Origin of the sequence: Nitrosococcus watsonii C-113 (genome assembly GCF_000143085.1) — a bacterium.
GTDB classification, from domain to species: domain Bacteria; phylum Pseudomonadota; class Gammaproteobacteria; order Nitrosococcales; family Nitrosococcaceae; genus Nitrosococcus; species Nitrosococcus watsonii.
Genome location: NC_014315.1, coordinates 2,359,855 through 2,381,549 on the forward strand (window position 1 = coordinate 2,359,855; position 21,695 = coordinate 2,381,549).

Genomic DNA, 21,695 nt, shown 5'->3' on the forward strand with positions numbered 1-21,695 from the left:
CATCCAAGCTCAGCAGAAATCAAAAAACGGAAACTAGGCTAGCAGCCTAATGCTGCTAACCAATTTCCGTACGTATAACTTAAATAGAAACAATCGCGTTATTTAACCTCTATACTAGCGCCAGCCTCCTCCAATTGTTTCTTGATCTCATCAGCTTCATCCTTGGGAACCCCTTCCTTAATGGGTGAAGGCGCGCCCTCCACTAATTCCTTGGCTTCCTTGAGGCCAAGACTCGTAATGCTCCGTACAGCTTTAATAACCTGTACCTTATTAGAACCAAAACTCGCTAGTATAACATCAAATTCCGTTTTTTCTTCAGCAGCAGCACCTGCCTCAGCGCCTGCTGCAGGTGCTGCTGCAGCTACCGGCGCGGCAGCACTAACACCAAACTTCTCTTCCATGGCCTCAATCAATTCAACCACATCCATGACAGTCATATTTGAAATCGTTTCCAAGATTTCTTCTTTTGCTACAGCCATTGCTAACTCCGTAAACCTTGCTTAAATACAAAATGTTGTTTAGCTTTAAATACCCTATTATAATTGTGGGTTAAGTCGCTTGCTTTTGATCTCGTATAGCAGCAACAGTACGCACCAATTTTGCCGTAGGTTCGGCCAGAGTACGAGCAAACTTCCCGATTGGAGCCTGTAGAACCCCCATAAGCATAGCAATTGCCTGCTCCTTAGTGGGCATTTTCGCAAGACTCTCTACCCCCTCAGGAGGCAACAATCTACCTCCGAGACATCCCATCTTAACCACAAGTTTGGGATGGTCCTTACCAAAATCCCGAACTACACGGGCTGCGGCACTCGGTTCCTCGCGAGAGAATGCCAGCATCAAAGGTCCTGTTAAACCCTTGCGCATACAATCAAAATCAGTTCCTTCAAGAGCGCGAGAAGCTAATGTATTACGCACCACACGGAGATAAACATCCCCTTTGCGAGCAGCCACCCTAAGCTCTGTTATTTCAGCAACGGTCAAGCCGCGATACTCAATCGCAACAGCGGAATGAGACTGAGAGGCAACCGCCGCTACTTCAGCAACAACAGCCTTTTTCGCTTCTAAATTAAGACTCAAACTTAACTGCCTCCTTTGTAATGGTTTTCCATCACATCCCTGTTTACACTTACAATTCTTGGGTGAGAGACTTAAAATAGCCTCCACCGTTTCTCTTCACGGCAGCTATTGCCACAACATTCTGTAGCAGTAATAGAGCCTACCGTCTGCGCAGGCCGATCAGCATCCTGTTGATCAATTAAGCTAGCACACCTACGGTCTTAGACAGCCCACCAATATATCTAGTAGGCAGCCCTAAAAACACCTTCAACAAATATTGATGTATTAGCTGGGAACCTCATCGCCTCCTAACTAATCTGAAAGGCTAGCCTGATCCACAGCTACTCCAGGACCCATGGTAGTAGATAAAGTTAGCTTTTTCAGATATATGCCTTTTGCCGAGGCAGGCTTTAATTTTCCAAGATCTTCTACTAAAGCCCGAAGATTCTGTTTAAGCGCATCTACATCAAAAGATATCTTGCCGATCGAGCAATGAATAATGCCTGCTTTATCAGTCCGATAACGAACCTGCCCGGCTTTAGCTTTTGTCACGGCGCTTGCTACATCAGTGGTCACGGTTCCCACTTTAGGGTTCGGCATCAGCCCCCGAGGGCCCAGAATTGGACCCAACTGCCCCACTACTCGCATGGCGTCAGGTGATGCAATAATTACATCAAAATCGATCTGACCAGATTTCACCGTCTCAGCCAAGTCCTCAAGCCCAACGGCATCAGCCCCCGCCTCTTTTGCCGCCTCAACGTTAGCACTTTGGGTAAATACACCTACCCGCACCGTCTTACCAATACCATTAGGCAGCACCGTCGAGCCACGCACCACTTGATCAGATTTGCGCGGATCTACGCCAAGATTGACAGCAACATCCACCGACTCTTCAAATTTGACCTTTGCAACCTCCTTAAGCAGATTCAAGGCTTCATCTACCGAATAAAGCTTTCCCGGTTCTAGTTTTTTTCTAATCCCAGCTAACCTTTTACCCAATTTAGCCATGACTTAAACGCCCTCTGTTTCCAGGCCTAGACTACGTGCGCTGCCAGCAATAGTGCGAACAGCCGCCGCCTTATCCGCCGCATTTAGATCAGGCATTTTTATTTCCGCAATTTCTTCAAGCTGAGCGCGGGTAACCTTGCCTACCTTATCACTATTAGGGCGGCTACTCCCCGACGTAATGCCTGCCGCCTTTTTAAGCAAAACCGAAGCCGGCGGCGTTTTAGTCACAAAGGTAAAACTACGGTCAGAATAAACCGTAATCACCACTGGTATAGGCATCCCTTGCTCCAATCCTTGAGTTTGGGCATTAAATGCCTTACAAAACTCCATAATATTAACGCCCCGTTGCCCTAAAGCCGGGCCTACAGGAGGGCTTGGATTGGCTTGCCCAGCAGGCACTTGTAGTCTAATATAGGCTTCTATCTTCTTTGCCATGTTTGCTCCTTACGGGTGCAAGCGGCTCTCGCCTACCCGAATCTTGTACCTTATTAAAATAGCCAAATTTCTAGTGGCAAGCTGCAGGGCTATCTTTTTTCCACTTGCCCAAAATCGAGTTCAACCGGAGTTGATCGTCCAAAAATTAACACCGCTACGCGGAGTTTGTTTTTTTCATAGTTGACTTCTTCAACTACGCCATTAAAGTCAGTAAAAGGCCCCTCAGTCACGCGCACCATTTCACCTGGCTCAAATAGTACTTTTGGCCTTGGCTGTTCTGCCCCCTCCCGAATCCGCTCTAATATCTTTTCAGCTTCCGCTTCCGTAATTGGTGCAGGTTTATCGCTTGTTCCTCCAATAAAACCCAACACCCGAGGAACATCCTTAACTAGATGCCAAGTTTCATCATCCATTTCCATTTGAACCAAGACATAACCAGGAAAAAATTTACGCTCGCTTTTCCGTTTCTGTCCTTCGCGCATTTCAACAACTTCTTCGGTGGGCACTAAGATATCCCCAAACTTCTCTTGCAACCCATAGCGACGAACCCGCTCCTCCATGGAGCGCTTAACTTGCTGTTCAAAACCAGAAAAAGCCTGGACTACATACCAGCGCTTGGCCACCTTACCCCCCCTGCCCGGTCAATAGACGGACAGCCCACATTAGTAATGTATCAAACAACCATAGTATGCTTGCCATTATCATGACCATCAGCAGCACAAGAAGCGTGGTTCGAATAGTTTCTTGTCGTGTTGGCCAAACTACTTTACGAAACTCTAGTCGGGTCTCCCCAGCAAAACTCAGCGCAGCTTGACCGCGCGTGGTCTTTGCCAAGATTGCTAACGAAATACCCAATGCTATAAGTAATCCCAATACGCGTAAGAGCGTAGATTGATCACCAAAATAATAGAATAGTCCGATTGCGGTACCCAATAATAGCAATGCAACCGCAAGTTTAATGGTATCTGCCATAGTGATCCCGGAAACCTAAGACGGTATTGGTATATACAAAAAATTAGTATAAAAATGCAAACGTAAATATTTACTAGATGGCAGGCCAGGAGGGAATCGAACCCCCAACCTGCGGTTTTGGAGACCGCCGCTCTGCCGATTGAGCTACTGGCCTAGCAAATAACAAAACTAACAGCACCCATATAATAATAGGCACCAAATAAATAATTAACCTATATTAAAGACCGCTAACATAACTTAACTTTGCCCCTAGCGTCATCCTTAGCTTAAGCTTACTCGATCACTTTACTGACGACGCCGGCCCCTACCGTACGCCCCCCCTCACGGACGGCAAAACGCAACCCCTCCTCCATCGCAATAGGCGCAATCAAACTGACTGTCATCTGAATATTATCCCCCGGCATCACCATCTCCACCCCATCGGGTAAATCAATCGCTCCCGTCACATCCGTGGTCCGAAAATAAAACTGCGGACGATAGCCTGTGAAAAACGGCGTATGCCGCCCCCCTTCATCCTTGGAAAGAACATATACTTCCGCATAAAACTTCGTATGCGGGGTAATCGACTTGGGCTTGGCCAACACTTGACCACGCTCCACATCCTCGCGCTTGGTACCGCGCAACAAAACCCCCACATTGTCCCCCGCTCGCCCCTCATCCAAAAGCTTGCGGAACATCTCAACCCCCGTGCAAATAGTCTTCTGCGTCTCCCGCATCCCAACTATCTCTATCTCTTCCCCTACCTTGATAATACCCCGCTCCACTCGACCCGTTACTACCGTTCCTCGGCCCGAAATCGAAAACACATCTTCTATCGGCATCAAAAACGGCTGGTCTACCGCCCGCTGGGGCTCAGGAATATACGCATCCATATGCTCCACCAACTTCACTATCGATGGAACGCCTATCTCACTCGTATCTCCCTCCAACGCCTTCAGCGCGCTACCCACCACTATCGGTGTGTCATCCCCCGGAAATTGATAACTATCCAGCAACTCCCGAACTTCCATCTCCACTAATTCCAATAGCTCCGGATCGTCTACCATATCCGCTTTGTTTAAATACACCAATATAAATGGCACTCCCACCTGACGCGCTAGCAATATATGCTCTCGCGTCTGGGGCATCGGACCATCCGCTGCCGATACTACCAGCACCGCTCCATCCATCTGCGCCGCTCCCGTAATCATGTTCTTCACATAATCCGCATGACCCGGGCAATCCACATGCGCATAGTGGCGATTCTCCGTCTCATACTCTACATGCGACGTCGCTATCGTGATCCCCCTCTCTCGCTCCTCCGGCGCATTGTCTATCTGGTCGTAGGCCCGGAACTCACCCCCATACTGCTCCGATAATATCCGCGTCAACGCCGCCGTTAACGTCGTCTTACCATGGTCTACGTGACCAATCGTGCCTACGTTTATATGCGGCTTCTTCCGCTCAAATTTCGACTTGGACATGGTAGCTTACCTCACAAGGATAACTGTTTATCTATCTCATTGAGACTTTTTAATGATCGCCCCGGCGATGTTAGAGGGCGCTTCATTGTACTTTGAGAACTCCATTGTATAATTAGCTCGCCCCTGCGTAGCCGAACGGAGATCAGTGGCATATCCAAACATTTCCGCTAATGGTACTTCTGCTCGAATAATTTTGCCGCTAAGGGAGTCCTCCATCCCTTGCACCATGCCGCGGCGCCGATTGAGATCACCCATTACGTCACCCATATATTCCTCGGGAGTCACTACCTCTACTTTCATAATAGGCTCAAGCAACACAGGATCCGCTTTTTGCACTCCTTCCTTGAAGGCCATAGACCCTGCAATTTTAAAAGCCATCTCGCTAGAATCCACATCGTGATATGAACCATCATATAAGGTCACCTTGACATCAACCACAGGATACCCAGCAATTACTCCATTCTCGGTTTGTTCCTTTATCCCCTTATCAACCGCAGGAATAAACTCCTTAGGCACGGTACCGCCTACAATTTTATTAACAAATTCATATCCCTTGCCGCGCTCTTGAGGTTCCAATTTGAGCCAAACATGACCATATTGGCCTCGACCGCCACTCTGGCGCACAAATTTACCTTCCTGTTCTATGCTACGGCGTATTGTTTCCCGGTACGCTACCTGGGGGGCACCTACATTAGCCTCAACCTTAAACTCTCGCCTCATGCGGTCAACAATAATATCTAAATGCAACTCTCCCATCCCTGCGATGATAGTCTGCCCAGACTCTTCATCGGTACGGACCCTAAATGAAGGATCCTCCCTAGCCAGCTTTCCAAGGGCTATAGACATCCTTTCCTGATCACCCTTGGTTTTAGGCTCAATAGCAACAGAGATCACAGGATCCGGAAATTCCATACGCTCCAATAAAATAATGTGATTCGTGTCGCATAAAGTATCACCAGTTGTCACGTTTTTTAGACCAACCGCAGCGGCAATATCACCAGCCATCACATCCTTAATTTCTTCACGGCTATTAGAGTGCATCTGAAGTAAACGGCCAATACGTTCGCGATTCCCAGAAGCTGCGTTATAAACTGTGTCCCCCGAGCTTAATACTCCAGAATAAACCCGGAAGAAGGTGAGATTTCCAACGTAAGGATCAGAAGCAATCTTAAAGGCTAGCGCGGCAAATGGTTCTTCATCAGAGGCGTGGCGCTCGCCCTCAGTGTCGTCTTTTTGTATCCCTTTAATAGGGGGAACCTCGATTGGGGATGGCATATAAGCAAGCACTGCATCCAGCATCGCCTGGACTCCCTTATTTTTAAAGGCGGAACCACATAAAGCGGGGACAATTTCTCCATTTAAAGTTCGAATGCGAAGGCCCTTAACGATATCTTCTAGCGGTAGATCGCCTTCCTCTAGATATTTCTCCATCAACTCTTCAGATGCTTCGGCAGCGGCCTCAATCATCTTTTCCCGGTATTCATCGCAGCTAGCCTGTAAATTTTTAGGTATTTCTTTTTCTTCAAAAGCCATACCCATACTGGCTGTATCCCAGTGGATAGCCTTCATCTTAATAAGATCGATCACCCCTTCAAAATTTTCTTCAGCGCCAACAGGCATCTGAATAGGAATCGGATTAGCTCCTAATCTGCTGCGAATTTGCTCAACTACCCGAATAAAATCAGCACCCTGCCGATCCATTTTATTAACAAATGCTAAACGGGGCACCTTATATTTATTCGCTTGCCGCCATACGGTTTCAGATTGGGGTTCTACCCCCCCCACCGCGCAGAACACAGCAACGGCGCCATCTAATACCCGCAAGGAGCGCTCTACCTCAATCGTAAAATCCACATGTCCGGGAGTATCGATGATATTGATTCGATGCTCTGGAAACTGCCTCGCCATTCCACTCCAGAAGCAAGTTGTCGCTGCGGAAGTAATCGTAATACCTCTCTCCTGCTCTTGCTCCATCCAATCCATAGTGGCAGCACCATCATGAACCTCGCCCAGCTTATGGGAGACACCTGTATAATATAGAATACGCTCGGTAGTAGTGGTTTTGCCGGCATCAATATGTGCCATAATGCCAATATTACGATAGCGCTCGATAGGAGTCTTCCGGGCCACGACAACAAATCCTTAATTTCTTAAATTTAAAAAACAAACCAAACCACTGAACATTTACCAACGATAATGCGCAAAGGCTTTATTCGCCTCTGCCATACGGTGGGTATCTTCTCGCTTCTTGACCGCGGTTCCCTTACCCTCATGGGCATCCAAAAGCTCCCCGGCTAGACGCAAATCCATAGATTTCTCGCTCCGCTTGCGAGCCGCTTCCACTAGCCAACGCATAGCAAGCGTGGAACGCCGTTCGGGACGGACCTCCACGGGCACTTGATAAGTCGCCCCACCTACGCGGCGTGACTTAACTTCAACTAATGGACGGACATTTTCCAGCGCTTTTTCCAAAACATCCATGGGATCCTGATTGGCTTTTTCCGATACCCGACCTAAAGCTCCATAAATTATTCTCTCTGCCAAAGATTTCTTGCCGCTCAGCATAAGAATAGTAATAAACTTAGCCAGCTGTACGCTCCCGTATTTGGGATCTGGCAGAACCTCTCGTCTCGCTATAACCCGTTTTCTCGGCATTTTTCGTTTCCGTCCAATTCTCGTCTATCACATTTAACCGCTATCTATAGATGAGGTAAGCACTACCCCTTTGGTCGTTTAGCCCCATACTTGGAGCGGCCTTGCCGACGATCCCCCACACCTGCTGTATCTAAAGAGCCTCGTACGATGTGATAGCGCACACCAGGTAAGTCCTTGACGCGACCGCCACGAATCAAAACTACCGAGTGTTCTTGCAAGTTATGCCCTTCACCTCCGATATAAGAGGTAACTTCCATACCATTAGTTAGACGTATACGGGCCACCTTACGCATGGCCGAGTTAGGCTTCTTTGGCGTAGTAGTATAAACTCGAGTACAGACCCCTCGCTTTTGGGGACAAGCCTGCAACGCGGGTACATTGCTTTTCTGCTTCTGCCGTACCCGCGGCTTACGAACCAATTGGTTAATGGTGGCCATGGATCTCTAAATACTCCAGACAAAATAAAGTTAAGCGCCCAAACGCCGATTATTCTCGGAGAATGAACGCTTCAGTATATTCGGGTTTCTAAATTCTCATCATTCCCCTTAAAAGGAGAATGCTATCTGCATAGAAAGCGAACAATTTTATTCTGAATTAAATTTTCTGTCAAGCGGTAGCAGCGCCTGACTCAGAAATCTCATCTTCACCATAATGGGAAGCGCCTGTATCAGCCGTCAAGGATTCTGGCTGCTCCAGCAACCGCCGCTTGCGACGCCGTTCAGAATGATAGGCTAAACCTGTCCCTGCGGGAATTAAACGGCCCACAATCACATTTTCTTTTAACCCCCGCAACTCATCGCATTTGCCTGTCACCGCTGCCTCCGTAAGCACCCGTGTAGTCTCTTGGAAAGAGGCAGCCGAAATGAAAGATTCCGTGGCTAAAGAAGCCTTGGTAATACCCAGGAGCACCGGCTCAAAACGAGCAGGTAATTTACCTTCCTTCTCCATTTTTTCATTTTCTTCCAGCAATCTTGACTTATCGATCTGCTCGCCCTTGAGAAAATTAGTATCTCCAGGTTCTATTATTTCCACTTTGCGAAGCATTTGGCAGATAATGACTTCAATGTGCTTATCATTGATTTTTACCCCTTGCAGGCGATATACCTCCTGAACTTCGTTAACAATATAATAAGTTAACTCCTCCACACCTCTTAGGCGTAAAATATCATGCGGTACAGGTGGTCCATCGACGATCGCTTCGCCTTTTTCAACATGCTCGCCTTCAAACACATTCACTTGACGCCACTTAGGAATCAATTCCTCATGCCGCTCGCTATCACTGCCAGTAATGATGAGCCGCTGCTTTCCTTTAGTTTCCTTACCAAAGCTTACCGTCCCTGAGATCTCGGCAAGCACCGCTGGATCCTTTGGTTTTCGGGCTTCGAAAAGGTCTGCTACTCTCGGCAAACCACCCGTAATATCGCGGGTCTTACTAGATTCTTGGGGCAATCGCGCCAATACATCACCCACACCAACCATAGCACCATCTTCTACAGAAACAATCGCTCCTGCTGGCAAATAATAATGAGCTGGAATATCCGTCCCTGCAAGGCACAGATCACTCCCCGCTTCATCAATCAATTTAACCATTGGGCGTAATTCTTTAACAGCAGCACCCCGCTGCTTGGGATCAAGCACCGTAAGGCTGGTCAAGCCGGTCACTTCATCAGCCTGACGTTCCACAGTAGTACCTTCCAGAAAATCCTGAAGTCTGACCTTACCCGCGACCTCGGTGATGACTGGATGAGTATGAGGAGCCCAAGTAGCAATGACTTGACCCGATTCCACTGTATCACCATCCCCTGCTGAAAGCTCGGCACCATAAGGAATCTTATAACGTTCCCGCTCACGCCCCTGTTCATCGACCACATGGACTTCACCGGAGCGGGAGACAGCAACATACTTACCGCTATCATGTTGAACAATCTTAACATTATGCAACCGAATGTTGCCTCTATACTTAACCTCAATCCTGTCGGTCGTCACTGCTCGAGAGGCTGCCCCTCCAATATGGAAAGTGCGCATAGTAAGCTGCGTGCCTGGCTCACCGATAGATTGCGCTGCAATAACACCAATAGCTTCACCGATATTGATACGGTGACCTCGTCCCAAATCCCGACCATAGCAAGCAGCACAGATTCCATACCGAGTCTCGCAGGTAATAGGTGAACGCACCTTCACTGCATCAATACCTAGCGTCTCAAGGTAATCAACCCAGGATTCATCCAGTAACGTACCAGCAGGTATAGCGACTTCATTACTTCCTGGCACATAAACATTAAGCGCCAGTACTCGCCCTAGAACACGCTCTCGTAACGGCTCCACAATATCGCCGCCCTCTACAAAAGGGGTCATATTAATTCCACGTGTGGTGCCGCAATCATCCTTTGTAACGACTAAATCTTGAGCCACATCCACTAAGCGCCGAGTCAAATACCCTGAATTAGCGGTTTTTAACGCTGTGTCCGCCAGACCCTTGCGGGCTCCATGGGTAGAGATGAAATACTGCAGGACATCCAATCCTTCACGAAAATTAGCGGTAATCGGCGTTTCAATAATTGAACCGTCCGGTTTAGCCATCAAGCCACGCATACCGGCAAGTTGGCGAATTTGGGCGGCCGATCCACGAGCACCGGAATCAGCCATCATATAGATAGAATTGAAAGTCTGTTGCTTGACGACATTACCTTTTGCATCGCGTACCTCCTCGCTTCCTAGACGTTCCATCATCGCCTTAGCAACTTGATCATTAGTATGGGACCAAATATCCACGACTTTATTGTAGCGCTCGCCATTAGTCACCAAGCCCGAAGCATACTGGTCCTCTATTTCCTTAACCTCTTCTTCCGCGTCGGTAAGGATCGCTTGCTTTTCCTTTGGCACCACCATGTCATTAACACCAATGGAAATACCGCTAAGAGTCGCCTGTCGGAATCCAAGGTACATCAGCCGATCAGCAAACACCACCGAAGTCTTAAGGCCAAGGCGCCGGTAGCAAATATTAACCAACTTAGAAATTTCTTTCTTGGTCATATTCTTATTAGCTAACTCAAAAGGCAGCCCTGGGGGCAAAAGTTCCGAGAGCAAGGCCCGCCCCACTGTGGTCTTAACAAGGCGGGTCGTCTCGCCTTTACCTTCAGACTTTGAGAGATCTATGTCGGTAATGCGCACTGCGATTTTTGCATGGAGATCAGCCGTATTTGTCTCATAGGCGCGCCGTACCTCATCGATATCGGCAAAGAGCATTCCTTCACCCTTAGCATTCACCCGCTCGCAGGTCATATAATAAAGCCCTAATACAACATCCTGGGTAGGGACAATAATGGGCTCTCCATTAGCTGGGGACAAAATATTGTTGGTAGACATCATTAGCGCACGGGCTTCCAACTGAGCCTCCAAGGATAGCGGCACATGAACCGCCATCTGGTCACCGTCAAAGTCAGCATTAAAGGCTACGCACACTAAGGGGTGGAGTTGAATTGCCTTACCTTCAATAAGCACCGGCTCAAAGGCTTGGATGCCAAGACGATGCAAGGTGGGGGCACGGTTAAGCATCACCGGATGCTCACGGATCACCTCTTCTAACACGTCCCATACCTCTGGGCCTTCCCGTTCCACTAATTTTTTCGCCGCTTTAATCGTGGTAGCAAGCCCAGCCCGCTCAAGCTTACCAAAGATAAAAGGCTTAAAAAGCTCCAGCGCCATCTTTTTGGGCAAACCACACTGGTGTAGCTTCAGAGTCGGACCCACCACAATCACCGAGCGGCCTGAATAATCCACCCGTTTCCCCAGCAAGTTTTGCCGAAACCGGCCCTGCTTACCTTTAATCATATCGGCCAGCGACTTTAAAGGTAACTTATTGGTGCCTGTGATCGCCCGCCCACGACGTCCGTTATCCAAAAGGGCATCCACGGACTCTTGGAGCATACGCTTTTCATTGCGCACGATAATATCAGGCGCATTCAAATCTAACAGCCGCTTGAGACGATTATTACGATTAATCACCCGCCGGTACAGATCGTTAAGATCGGAAGTAGCAAAACGCCCCCCTTCCAACGGCACTAAAGGCCGTAAATCCGGTGGTAATACGGGGAGGACTTCCAAAATCATCCACTCAGAACGATTACCTGAGTCAATGAAAGCCTCGATAAGCTTAAGCCGCTTGCTAAATTTTTTGATTTTGGTGTCAGAGTTGGTGCCTGTAATCTCCTCACGCAGCCTGGTCGCCTCTCCCTTAAGATCAAGGGTTTTTAACATTTTCTGAACGGCTTCTGCTCCCATACGAGCATCAAATTCGTCACCATATTCCTCAATGGCTTGAAGATAAGCCTCGTCTGCTAGGAGTTGCCCCCGCTCTAACGAAGTCATACCCGGATCAATAACCACAGATGCCTCAAAGTAGAGTACCCGCTCAATGTCCCGGAGCGTCATATCTAACAGTAGACTAATCCGCGAAGGCAGCGATTTTAAAAACCAAATATGAGCTACCGGACTCGCCAACTCAATATGACCCATGCGCTCCCGGCGAACTTTCGCTAGTGTCACCTCTACCCCGCATTTCTCACAAATCACGCCACGATGTTTGAGACGCTTATATTTACCACATAAGCACTCATAGTCTTTGACTGGGCCAAAAATCTTAGCGCAAAACAATCCATCCCGCTCTGGCTTAAAAGTTCGATAATTAATGGTTTCAGGCTTCTTGACTTCGCCGTATGACCAAGCCCGGATCATATCGGGAGACGCCAGGCCAATGCGTATGGAATCGAACTCCTCCATCTGGTTTTGCTGCTTGAGCAAATTCAGCAAATCTCTCATTTATGTGCTCCTCCATAGCCAAGCTGGCAAGATATATCTATTGTGACCATCAACCCGTCCTACTATGTCCACGGCCATTAGTCTTGTTCCAGTTCAATATCAATGCCGAGGGCACGAATTTCTTTGGTTAATACATTAAAAGATTCCGGCATACCCGCTTCCATACGGTAATCACCATCTACGATGTTCTTATACATCTTAGTGCGCCCGCTCACATCGTCGGATTTCACAGTAAGCATTTCCTGCAAAGTATAGGCTGCACCATAGGATTCCAGCGCCCATACCTCCATCTCACCAAAACGCTGTCCGCCAAACTGGGCCTTCCCACCCAAAGGCTGCTGAGTAACCAAGCTATAAGGACCCGTTGAACGGGCATGCATCTTGTCATCAACTAAATGGTTCAATTTAAGCATATGCATATATCCTACCGTTATCGGGCGGGCAAAGGCTTTTCCACTCCTGCCATCATAAAGATTTGTCTGCCCATTTATAGGCAAATCAGCCAACTCCAGCATAGCTTTAATCTCTTGCTCGGAAGCACCATCGAATACTGGTGTCGCCATAGGAACCCCATCACTCAGGTTATTCGCAAGCTCTAATACCTCTTTATCACTCAGAGAGTTCAAGTCTTCTCTCTTGCCACTAGCGTTATATATTCGATCTAAAAAAACACGCAGTTCAGAAACCTGTTGCCCTGAATCAAGGAGAGCACCAATTTTTCGACCTAGGCCCTTTGCCGCCCATCCTAAATGGGTTTCTAGAATCTGCCCAATATTCATCCGGGAAGGTACCCCTAGAGGATTAAGCACGATATCCACTGGAGTCCCATCTTCCATATAGGGCATGTCTTCAATAGGCACAATCGTGGAAATTACTCCCTTATTTCCATGCCGGCCTGCCATCTTATCACCTGGTTGAACACGGCGTTTTACGGCTAAATAGACCTTCACCATTTTCTGGACACCAGGAGGGAGATCATGTCCAGAAGTGAGCTTGGCACGTTGCTGCTGGAATTTTTCATCCATCGCAATCCGTTGTTCCTTAAGCTGTCCAGCGACCGATTCTAGCTGCTTACCCGCCTCCTCGCTACGTAGTCTAATCTCAAACCATCGTTCCCTAGGTAAATCAGCAAGGTAACTTTGGGTAATTTGAGTGCCCGCTTTTAGTTCTGCCGGCCCTCCTTCGACCGTCTTACCTACTAACACCTTCTCTAGACGTTGGTAGATATCAGTCTCCACGATACGAAATTCATCCCGCAAGTCCTTTTTGATCTTAGCGAGCTCCATCTCCTCTATCTCTAAGGCCCGAGCATCCTTTTCCACGCCATCACGGGTGAAAACCTGGACATCAATGACGGTGCCCTGCATACCTGAAGACACCCGCAAAGACGTATCCTTTACATCAGAAGCCTTTTCCCCAAAGATAGCTCGTAAGAGCTTTTCCTCCGGTGTCAATTGAGTCTCCCCTTTGGGAGTTACCTTGCCAACCAAAATATCGCCAGGTTTCACCTCAGCGCCAATATAAACAATACCCGCCTCATCCAACTTAGATAACGCCGCCTCGCTTACATTCGGAATATCGCTGCTAATCTCTTCTGGCCCTAACTTAGTATCTCGAGCAAAGCAAGTCAGTTCTTCAATATGAATGGAGGTAAAACGATCTTCTTCCACCACTCGCTCGGAAATAAGGATAGAATCCTCGAAGTTATAGCCATTCCAAGGCATAAAGGCAACGAGCAGATTCTGCCCCAAAGCTAATTCGCCCATATCTGTCGAAGGACCATCAGCCAACACATCACCTATAGCTACCGTATCGCCTGGCTTTACTAACGGACTCTGATTAATACAGGTGTTTTGATTCGAGCGGGCGTATTTAATGAGATTATAAATATCAACCCCCGGTTCATCGGAAGCCGTCTCTTCGTCATTAACTCGCACGACAACCCGGGCTGCATCCACAGAATCCACGATACCCCCACGGCGAGCAACCACCATCACGCCTGAATCACGAGCTACGAATTGCTCCATACCAGTACCTACTAAAGGGGTTTCCGCCCGCAAGGTAGGCACTGCCTGGCGCTGCATGTTAGATCCCATCAATGCACGGTTGGCATCATCGTGCTCTAAAAAAGGAATTAAAGATGCCGCTACCGATACGATCTGTTTAGGTGATACATCAATGTACTGCACTTTTTCAGGCGGCAGAAGAGTAAATTCATTCTTGTGACGACAAGAAACTAACATATCAATGAGGCGTCCCTCCTCATCCGCAGCCGCATTCGCCTGAGCAATTACATACTGCCCTTCTTCAATGGCCGAAAGATAATCCACTTCGGCAGTCACCCTGCCATCCACTACTTTTCGATATGGTGTTTCAATAAAACCATATTGATTAATTCGGGCATAAACCGCTAAGGAATTAATTAAACCAATATTTGGACCTTCCGGAGTCTCGATGGGGCAGACGCGCCCGTAATGAGTAGGATGTACATCACGTACCTCAAAACCAGCCCGCTCACGAGTTAATCCTCCTGGCCCTAGTGCAGATACCCGTCGTTTATGAGTCACCTCTGATAAAGGATTGTTCTGATCCATAAACTGTGATAGCTGGCTAGAGCCAAAAAACTCCTTAATCGCTGCCGATACGGGTTTCGCGTTAATCAATTCCTGGGGCATTAACCCCTCCGACTCGGCTAAACTCAAACGCTCCCGTACCGCCCGCTCGACTCGCACCAAGCCTACGCGAAACTGATTTTCCGCCATTTCTCCAACACTGCGCACCCGGCGATTGCCCAGATGGTCAACATCATCCACACTACCGTAACCATTACGGATATCAACTAAGGTCTTTATAACATCGACAATATCTTCTTTGGATAATATACTTGGGCCGGTAATATCTTCTTTCCCCAGACGGCGATTAAATTTCATTCGACCCACCGGAGAGAGATCGTAACGTTCTGGGTTGAAAAACAGATTTTGAAACAAATTCTGTGCTGCTTCCTTAGTCGGCGGTTCCCCAGGGCGCATTACACGATAGATTTCCATCTGGGCTTCTAGCGGTGTGGTAGTGGGATCTAAGCGTAAACTATCGGAGATAAAGGAACCTCGGTCCAAATCGTTGGTATAAATGAGATCAAAGGCTTGTATATCAGTGTTTTCTATAACCGCTAGTAATTCCGCTGTAATTTCATCATTCGCTTTAGCCAATACTTCTCCGGTACCAGTATCAATCAGATCCCGAGTTAGAATTTTTCCTATTAAAAACTCCTTAGGCACGGATAAAGTCTTCATTCCAGCCTTTTCCATCTGCTTGATATGGCGCGCCGTAACCCTCCGCCCAGCTTCAACGATGACTTCACCATCTGGGCTAGCGATATCGAAAGGCAGTGACTCACCCCGAAGTCGCTGAGGTACCAAGTCTAATAAATAGCTTGAACCTTGGCGCTTAACCGAAATCGTTTCAAAGAACATAATTAGAATTTCCTCGGTGCTGTAACCGAGGGCGCGTAACAATATAGTCGCTAGCAATTTACGCCGACGATCAATACGGGCATAAATGCAATCCTTAGGATCGAATTCAAAATCGAGCCAAGATCCCCGATAGGGGATTATCCTAGCAGAAAAAAGTAACTTTCCTGAAGAATGGGTCTTTCCCTTATCATGCTCAAAGATAACCCCTGGAGAACGATGTAATTGAGAGACGATAACTCGCTCCGTGCCATTAATAACAAAATTCCCTTTTGGCGTCATCAAGGGGATCTCGCCCATATATACTTCCTGCTCTTTTACATCCTTGACTACTTGTTCGCTAGCAGGAGATTCTTTGTCATAAATAACAAGACGCAACTTAACCCGCAGAGGGGCCGCATAAGTTAAACCGCGTACTTGGCACTCCTTAACCTCGAATGAGGGAACACCAAGATGATAACTGCTATACTGTAGCTCAGCATACTCTGTATAGCTCTTAATAGGAAAAACGCTCTTAAATGCAGCATGCAACCCTTTATCTTTCCTCTTACCAGGAGGCACATCCATCTGTAGAAAATCCAGGAAAGAGCCGATTTGTATGGTTAACAAGAAAGGAGTTTTCAGTATACTATGGAGCTTGCCAAAATCCTTACGAATACGCTTCTTCTCGGTCAACGAGTAGGGCATCTTATCACCTCGGCGCGAGTACTTGCTAATAAAAAACCAGCAGCGGTGCTGCTGGCACCGCATTGCTGGCATTCTCTTAGAGAGGGGTTATTGCTTCTTCCAAGCTCCATCCAAGCTCAGCAGAAATCAAAAAACGGAAACTAGGCTAGCAGCCTAATGCTGCTAACCAATTTCCGTACGTATAACTTAAATAGAAACAATCGCGTTATTTAACCTCTATACTAGCGCCAGCCTCCTCCAATTGTTTCTTGATCTCATCAGCTTCATCCTTGGGAACCCCTTCCTTAATGGGTGAAGGCGCGCCCTCCACTAATTCCTTGGCTTCCTTGAGGCCAAGACTCGTAATGCTCCGTACAGCTTTAATAACCTGTACCTTATTAGAACCAAAACTCGCTAGTATAACATCAAATTCCGTTTTTTCTTCAGCAGCAGCACCTGCCTCAGCGCCTGCTGCAGGTGCTGCTGCAGCTACCGGCGCGGCAGCACTAACACCAAACTTCTCTTCCATGGCCTCAATCAATTCAACCACATCCATGACAGTCATATTTGAAATCGTTTCCAAGATTTCTTCTTTTGCTACAGCCATTGCTAACTCCGTAAACCTTGCTTAAATACAAAATGTTGTTTAGCTTTAAATACCCTATTATAATTGTGGGTTAAGTCGCTTGCTTTTGATCTCGTATAGCAGCAACAGTACGCACCAATTTTGCCGTAGGTTCGGCCAGAGTACGAGCAAACTTCCCGATTGGAGCCTGTAGAACCCCCATAAGCATAGCAATTGCCTGCTCCTTAGTGGGCATTTTCGCAAGACTCTCTACCCCCTCAGGAGGCAACAATCTACCTCCGAGACATCCCATCTTAACCACAAGTTTGGGATGGTCCTTACCAAAATCCCGAACTACACGGGCTGCGGCACTCGGTTCCTCGCGAGAGAATGCCAGCATCAAAGGTCCTGTTAAACCCTTGCGCATACAATCAAAATCAGTTCCTTCAAGAGCGCGAGAAGCTAATGTATTACGCACCACACGGAGATAAACATCCCCTTTGCGAGCAGCCACCCTAAGCTCTGTTATTTCAGCAACGGTCAAGCCGCGATACTCAATCGCAACAGCGGAATGAGACTGAGAGGCAACCGCCGCTACTTCAGCAACAACAGCCTTTTTCGCTTCTAAATTAAGACTCAAACTTAACTGCCTCCTTTGTAATGGTTTTCCATCACATCCCTGTTTACACTTACAATTCTTGGGTGAGAGACTTAAAATAGCCTCCACCGTTTCTCTTCACGGCAGCTATTGCCACAACATTCTGTAGCAGTAATAGAGCCTACCGTCTGCGCAGGCCGATCAGCATCCTGTTGATCAATTAAGCTAGCACACCTACGGTCTTAGACAGCCCACCAATATATCTAGTAGGCAGCCCTAAAAACACCTTCAACAAATATTGATGTATTAGCTGGGAACCTCATCGCCTCCTAACTAATCTGAAAGGCTAGCCTGATCCACAGCTACTCCAGGACCCATGGTAGTAGATAAAGTTAGCTTTTTCAGATATATGCCTTTTGCCGAGGCAGGCTTTAATTTTCCAAGATCTTCTACTAAAGCCCGAAGATTCTGTTTAAGCGCATCTACATCAAAAGATATCTTGCCGATCGAGCAATGAATAATGCCTGCTTTATCAGTCCGATAACGAACCTGCCCGGCTTTAGCTTTTGTCACGGCGCTTGCTACATCAGTGGTCACGGTTCCCACTTTAGGGTTCGGCATCAGCCCCCGAGGGCCCAGAATTGGACCCAACTGCCCCACTACTCGCATGGCGTCAGGTGATGCAATAATTACATCAAAATCGATCTGACCAGATTTCACCGTCTCAGCCAAGTCCTCAAGCCCAACGGCATCAGCCCCCGCCTCTTTTGCCGCCTCAACGTTAGCACTTTGGGTAAATACACCTACCCGCACCGTCTTACCAATACCATTAGGCAGCACCGTCGAGCCACGCACCACTTGATCAGATTTGCGCGGATCTACGCCAAGATTGACAGCAACATCCACCGACTCTTCAAATTTGACCTTTGCAACCTCCTTAAGCAGATTCAAGGCTTCATCTACCGAATAAAGCTTTCCCGGTTCTAGTTTTTTTCTAATCCCAGCTAACCTTTTACCCAATTTAGCCATGACTTAAACGCCCTCTGTTTCCAGGCCTAGACTACGTGCGCTGCCAGCAATAGTGCGAACAGCCGCCGCCTTATCCGCCGCATTTAGATCAGGCATTTTTATTTCCGCAATTTCTTCAAGCTGAGCGCGGGTAACCTTGCCTACCTTATCACTATTAGGGCGGCTACTCCCCGACGTAATGCCTGCCGCCTTTTTAAGCAAAACCGAAGCCGGCGGCGTTTTAGTCACAAAGGTAAAACTACGGTCAGAATAAACCGTAATCACCACTGGTATAGGCATCCCTTGCTCCAATCCTTGAGTTTGGGCATTAAATGCCTTACAAAACTCCATAATATTAACGCCCCGTTGCCCTAAAGCCGGGCCTACAGGAGGGCTTGGATTGGCTTGCCCAGCAGGCACTTGTAGTCTAATATAGGCTTCTATCTTCTTTGCCATGTTTGCTCCTTACGGGTGCAAGCGGCTCTCGCCTACCCGAATCTTGTACCTTATTAAAATAGCCAAATTTCTAGTGGCAAGCTGCAGGGCTATCTTTTTTCCACTTGCCCAAAATCGAGTTCAACCGGAGTTGATCGTCCAAAAATTAACACCGCTACGCGGAGTTTGTTTTTTTCATAGTTGACTTCTTCAACTACGCCATTAAAGTCAGTAAAAGGCCCCTCAGTCACGCGCACCATTTCACCTGGCTCAAATAGTACTTTTGGCCTTGGCTGTTCTGCCCCCTCCCGAATCCGCTCTAATATCTTTTCAGCTTCCGCTTCCGTAATTGGTGCAGGTTTATCGCTTGTTCCTCCAATAAAACCCAACACCCGAGGAACATCCTTAACTAGATGCCAAGTTTCATCATCCATTTCCATTTGAACCAAGACATAACCAGGAAAAAATTTACGCTCGCTTTTCCGTTTCTGTCCTTCGCGCATTTCAACAACTTCTTCGGTGGGCACTAAGATATCCCCAAACTTCTCTTGCAACCCATAGCGACGAACCCGCTCCTCCATGGAGCGCTTAACTTGCTGTTCAAAACCAGAAAAAGCCTGGACTACATACCAGCGCTTGGCCACCTTACCCCCCCTGCCCGGTCAATAGACGGACAGCCCACATTAGTAATGTATCAAACAACCATAGTATGCTTGCCATTATCATGACCATCAGCAGCACAAGAAGCGTGGTTCGAATAGTTTCTTGTCGTGTTGGCCAAACTACTTTACGAAACTCTAGTCGGGTCTCCCCAGCAAAACTCAGCGCAGCTTGACCGCGCGTGGTCTTTGCCAAGATTGCTAACGAAATACCCAATGCTATAAGTAATCCCAATACGCGTAAGAGCGTAGATTGATCACCAAAATAATAGAATAGTCCGATTGCGGTACCCAATAATAGCAATGCAACCGCAAGTTTAATGGTATCTGCCATAGTGATCCCGGAAACCTAAGACGGTATTGGTATATACAAAAAATTAGTATAAAAATGCAAACGTAAATATTTACTAGATGGCAGGCCAGGAGGGAATCGAACCCCCAACCTGCGGTTTTGGAGACCGCCGCTCTGCCGATTGAGCTACTGGCCTAGCAAATAACAAAACTAACAGCACCCATATAATAATAGGCACCAAATAAATAATTAACCTATATTAAAGACCGCTAACATAACTTAACTTTGCCCCTAGCGTCATCCTTAGCTTAAGCTTACTCGATCACTTTACTGACGACGCCGGCCCCTACCGTACGCCCCCCCTCACGGACGGCAAAACGCAACCCCTCCTCCATCGCAATAGGCGCAATCAAACTGACTGTCATCTGAATATTATCCCCCGGCATCACCATCTCCACCCCATCGGGTAAATCAATCGCTCCCGTCACATCCGTGGTCCGAAAATAAAACTGCGGACGATAGCCTGTGAAAAACGGCGTATGCCGCCCCCCTTCATCCTTGGAAAGAACATATACTTCCGCATAAAACTTCGTATGCGGGGTAATCGACTTGGGCTTGGCCAACACTTGACCACGCTCCACATCCTCGCGCTTGGTACCGCGCAACAAAACCCCCACATTGTCCCCCGCTCGCCCCTCATCCAAAAGCTTGCGGAACATCTCAACCCCCGTGCAAATAGTCTTCTGCGTCTCCCGCATCCCAACTATCTCTATCTCTTCCCCTACCTTGATAATACCCCGCTCCACTCGACCCGTTACTACCGTTCCTCGGCCCGAAATCGAAAACACATCTTCTATCGGCATCAAAAACGGCTGGTCTACCGCCCGCTGGGGCTCAGGAATATACGCATCCATATGCTCCACCAACTTCACTATCGATGGAACGCCTATCTCACTCGTATCTCCCTCCAACGCCTTCAGCGCGCTACCCACCACTATCGGTGTGTCATCCCCCGGAAATTGATAACTATCCAGCAACTCCCGAACTTCCATCTCCACTAATTCCAATAGCTCCGGATCGTCTACCATATCCGCTTTGTTTAAATACACCAATATAAATGGCACTCCCACCTGACGCGCTAGCAATATATGCTCTCGCGTCTGGGGCATCGGACCATCCGCTGCCGATACTACCAGCACCGCTCCATCCATCTGCGCCGCTCCCGTAATCATGTTCTTCACATAATCCGCATGACCCGGGCAATCCACATGCGCATAGTGGCGATTCTCCGTCTCATACTCTACATGCGACGTCGCTATCGTGATCCCCCTCTCTCGCTCCTCCGGCGCATTGTCTATCTGGTCGTAGGCCCGGAACTCACCCCCATACTGCTCCGATAATATCCGCGTCAACGCCGCCGTTAACGTCGTCTTACCATGGTCTACGTGACCAATCGTGCCTACGTTTATATGCGGCTTCTTCCGCTCAAATTTCGACTTGGACATGGTGGATATACCCCTTAATCTTTGAAGAGTCACATAAACCTGGCAGCGCAGTAAATTACGCGAACCATGAGCTTTTATTATAAAATTCTA

Annotated in this window: 18 protein-coding genes, 2 tRNA genes and 1 pseudogene; all 21 read right to left on the reverse strand. The window is 47.8% G+C overall.

What is annotated here, in order from left to right; translation table 11 throughout:
• Positions 1-98: 98 nt before the first annotated feature.
• A complete protein-coding gene (gene rplL, locus NWAT_RS10615) occupies positions 99-479 on the reverse strand; it encodes a 50S ribosomal protein L7/L12 (RefSeq protein ID WP_013221084.1) in 381 nt (126 codons plus the stop codon).
• A 70-nt stretch (positions 480-549) separates the two neighbouring features.
• Positions 550-1,077: a 50S ribosomal protein L10 gene (gene rplJ / locus NWAT_RS10620; protein WP_013221085.1), complete on the reverse strand. Its 528-nt coding sequence runs from the start codon at positions 1,075-1,077 to the stop codon at positions 550-552.
• 291 nt (positions 1,078-1,368) lie between these two features.
• On the reverse strand, positions 1,369-2,064 hold the full coding sequence (rplA, locus tag NWAT_RS10625) for a 50S ribosomal protein L1 (protein ID WP_013221086.1): 696 nt from the start codon (positions 2,062-2,064) through the stop codon (positions 1,369-1,371).
• A 3-nt stretch (positions 2,065-2,067) separates the two neighbouring features.
• The gene (gene rplK / locus NWAT_RS10630; protein ID WP_013221087.1) at positions 2,068-2,499 is read right to left on the reverse strand and encodes a 50S ribosomal protein L11; all 432 of its coding nucleotides are present in this window, start codon (positions 2,497-2,499) and stop codon (positions 2,068-2,070) included.
• Positions 2,500-2,588: 89 nt separating this feature from the next.
• On the reverse strand, positions 2,589-3,122 hold the full coding sequence (nusG, locus tag NWAT_RS10635; RefSeq protein ID WP_013221088.1) for a transcription termination/antitermination protein NusG: 534 nt from the start codon (positions 3,120-3,122) through the stop codon (positions 2,589-2,591).
• Between the two features lies 1 nt (position 3,123).
• The gene (gene secE, locus NWAT_RS10640; RefSeq protein WP_013221089.1) at positions 3,124-3,471 is read right to left on the reverse strand and encodes a preprotein translocase subunit SecE; all 348 of its coding nucleotides are present in this window, start codon (positions 3,469-3,471) and stop codon (positions 3,124-3,126) included.
• 78 nt (positions 3,472-3,549) lie between these two features.
• Positions 3,550-3,625, reverse strand: a tRNA-Trp gene (locus tag NWAT_RS10645).
• Between the two features lie 118 nt (positions 3,626-3,743).
• Complete coding sequence (gene tuf, locus NWAT_RS10650; RefSeq protein ID WP_013221080.1) at positions 3,744-4,934, reverse strand: elongation factor Tu; 1,191 nt, start codon at positions 4,932-4,934, stop codon at positions 3,744-3,746.
• A gap of 36 nt (positions 4,935-4,970) precedes the next feature.
• Positions 4,971-7,064, reverse strand: a complete 2,094-nt coding sequence (gene fusA / locus NWAT_RS10655; RefSeq protein ID WP_013221081.1) for an elongation factor G — start codon at positions 7,062-7,064, stop codon at positions 4,971-4,973.
• Positions 7,065-7,118: 54 nt separating this feature from the next.
• Entirely contained in the window at positions 7,119-7,589 is a 471-nt protein-coding gene (gene rpsG, locus NWAT_RS10660) for a 30S ribosomal protein S7 (RefSeq protein WP_011330930.1), read from the reverse strand.
• Positions 7,590-7,651: 62 nt separating this feature from the next.
• On the reverse strand, positions 7,652-8,026 hold the full coding sequence (gene rpsL / locus NWAT_RS10665) for a 30S ribosomal protein S12 (protein WP_011330931.1): 375 nt from the start codon (positions 8,024-8,026) through the stop codon (positions 7,652-7,654).
• 259 nt (positions 8,027-8,285) lie between these two features.
• Positions 8,286-12,407 (reverse strand): annotated as a pseudogene (rpoC, locus tag NWAT_RS10670) (DNA-directed RNA polymerase subunit beta'); the annotation flags it as partial.
• Between the two features lie 77 nt (positions 12,408-12,484).
• Positions 12,485-16,564 (reverse strand): DNA-directed RNA polymerase subunit beta, encoded by a 4,080-nt coding sequence (rpoB, locus tag NWAT_RS10675; protein WP_013221083.1) that lies wholly within the window; start codon positions 16,562-16,564, stop codon positions 12,485-12,487.
• A 205-nt stretch (positions 16,565-16,769) separates the two neighbouring features.
• Positions 16,770-17,150: a 50S ribosomal protein L7/L12 gene (gene rplL / locus NWAT_RS10680; RefSeq protein WP_013221084.1), complete on the reverse strand. Its 381-nt coding sequence runs from the start codon at positions 17,148-17,150 to the stop codon at positions 16,770-16,772.
• A gap of 70 nt (positions 17,151-17,220) precedes the next feature.
• Entirely contained in the window at positions 17,221-17,748 is a 528-nt protein-coding gene (gene rplJ, locus NWAT_RS10685; RefSeq protein WP_013221085.1) for a 50S ribosomal protein L10, read from the reverse strand.
• A gap of 291 nt (positions 17,749-18,039) precedes the next feature.
• Positions 18,040-18,735, reverse strand: a complete 696-nt coding sequence (gene rplA / locus NWAT_RS10690) for a 50S ribosomal protein L1 (RefSeq protein ID WP_013221086.1) — start codon at positions 18,733-18,735, stop codon at positions 18,040-18,042.
• 3 nt (positions 18,736-18,738) lie between these two features.
• The gene (gene rplK, locus NWAT_RS10695) at positions 18,739-19,170 is read right to left on the reverse strand and encodes a 50S ribosomal protein L11 (RefSeq protein ID WP_013221087.1); all 432 of its coding nucleotides are present in this window, start codon (positions 19,168-19,170) and stop codon (positions 18,739-18,741) included.
• A gap of 89 nt (positions 19,171-19,259) precedes the next feature.
• On the reverse strand, positions 19,260-19,793 hold the full coding sequence (nusG, locus tag NWAT_RS10700; protein WP_013221088.1) for a transcription termination/antitermination protein NusG: 534 nt from the start codon (positions 19,791-19,793) through the stop codon (positions 19,260-19,262).
• Between the two features lies 1 nt (position 19,794).
• On the reverse strand, positions 19,795-20,142 hold the full coding sequence (gene secE, locus NWAT_RS10705) for a preprotein translocase subunit SecE (protein WP_013221089.1): 348 nt from the start codon (positions 20,140-20,142) through the stop codon (positions 19,795-19,797).
• Positions 20,143-20,220: 78 nt separating this feature from the next.
• Positions 20,221-20,296: transfer RNA gene (locus NWAT_RS10710), tRNA-Trp, on the reverse strand.
• 118 nt (positions 20,297-20,414) lie between these two features.
• Positions 20,415-21,605 carry an elongation factor Tu gene (tuf, locus tag NWAT_RS10715; protein ID WP_013221080.1) on the reverse strand — a complete coding sequence of 397 codons (1,191 nt, stop codon included), beginning with the start codon at positions 21,603-21,605 and terminating at the stop codon, positions 20,415-20,417.
• Positions 21,606-21,695: the final 90 nt, after the last annotated feature.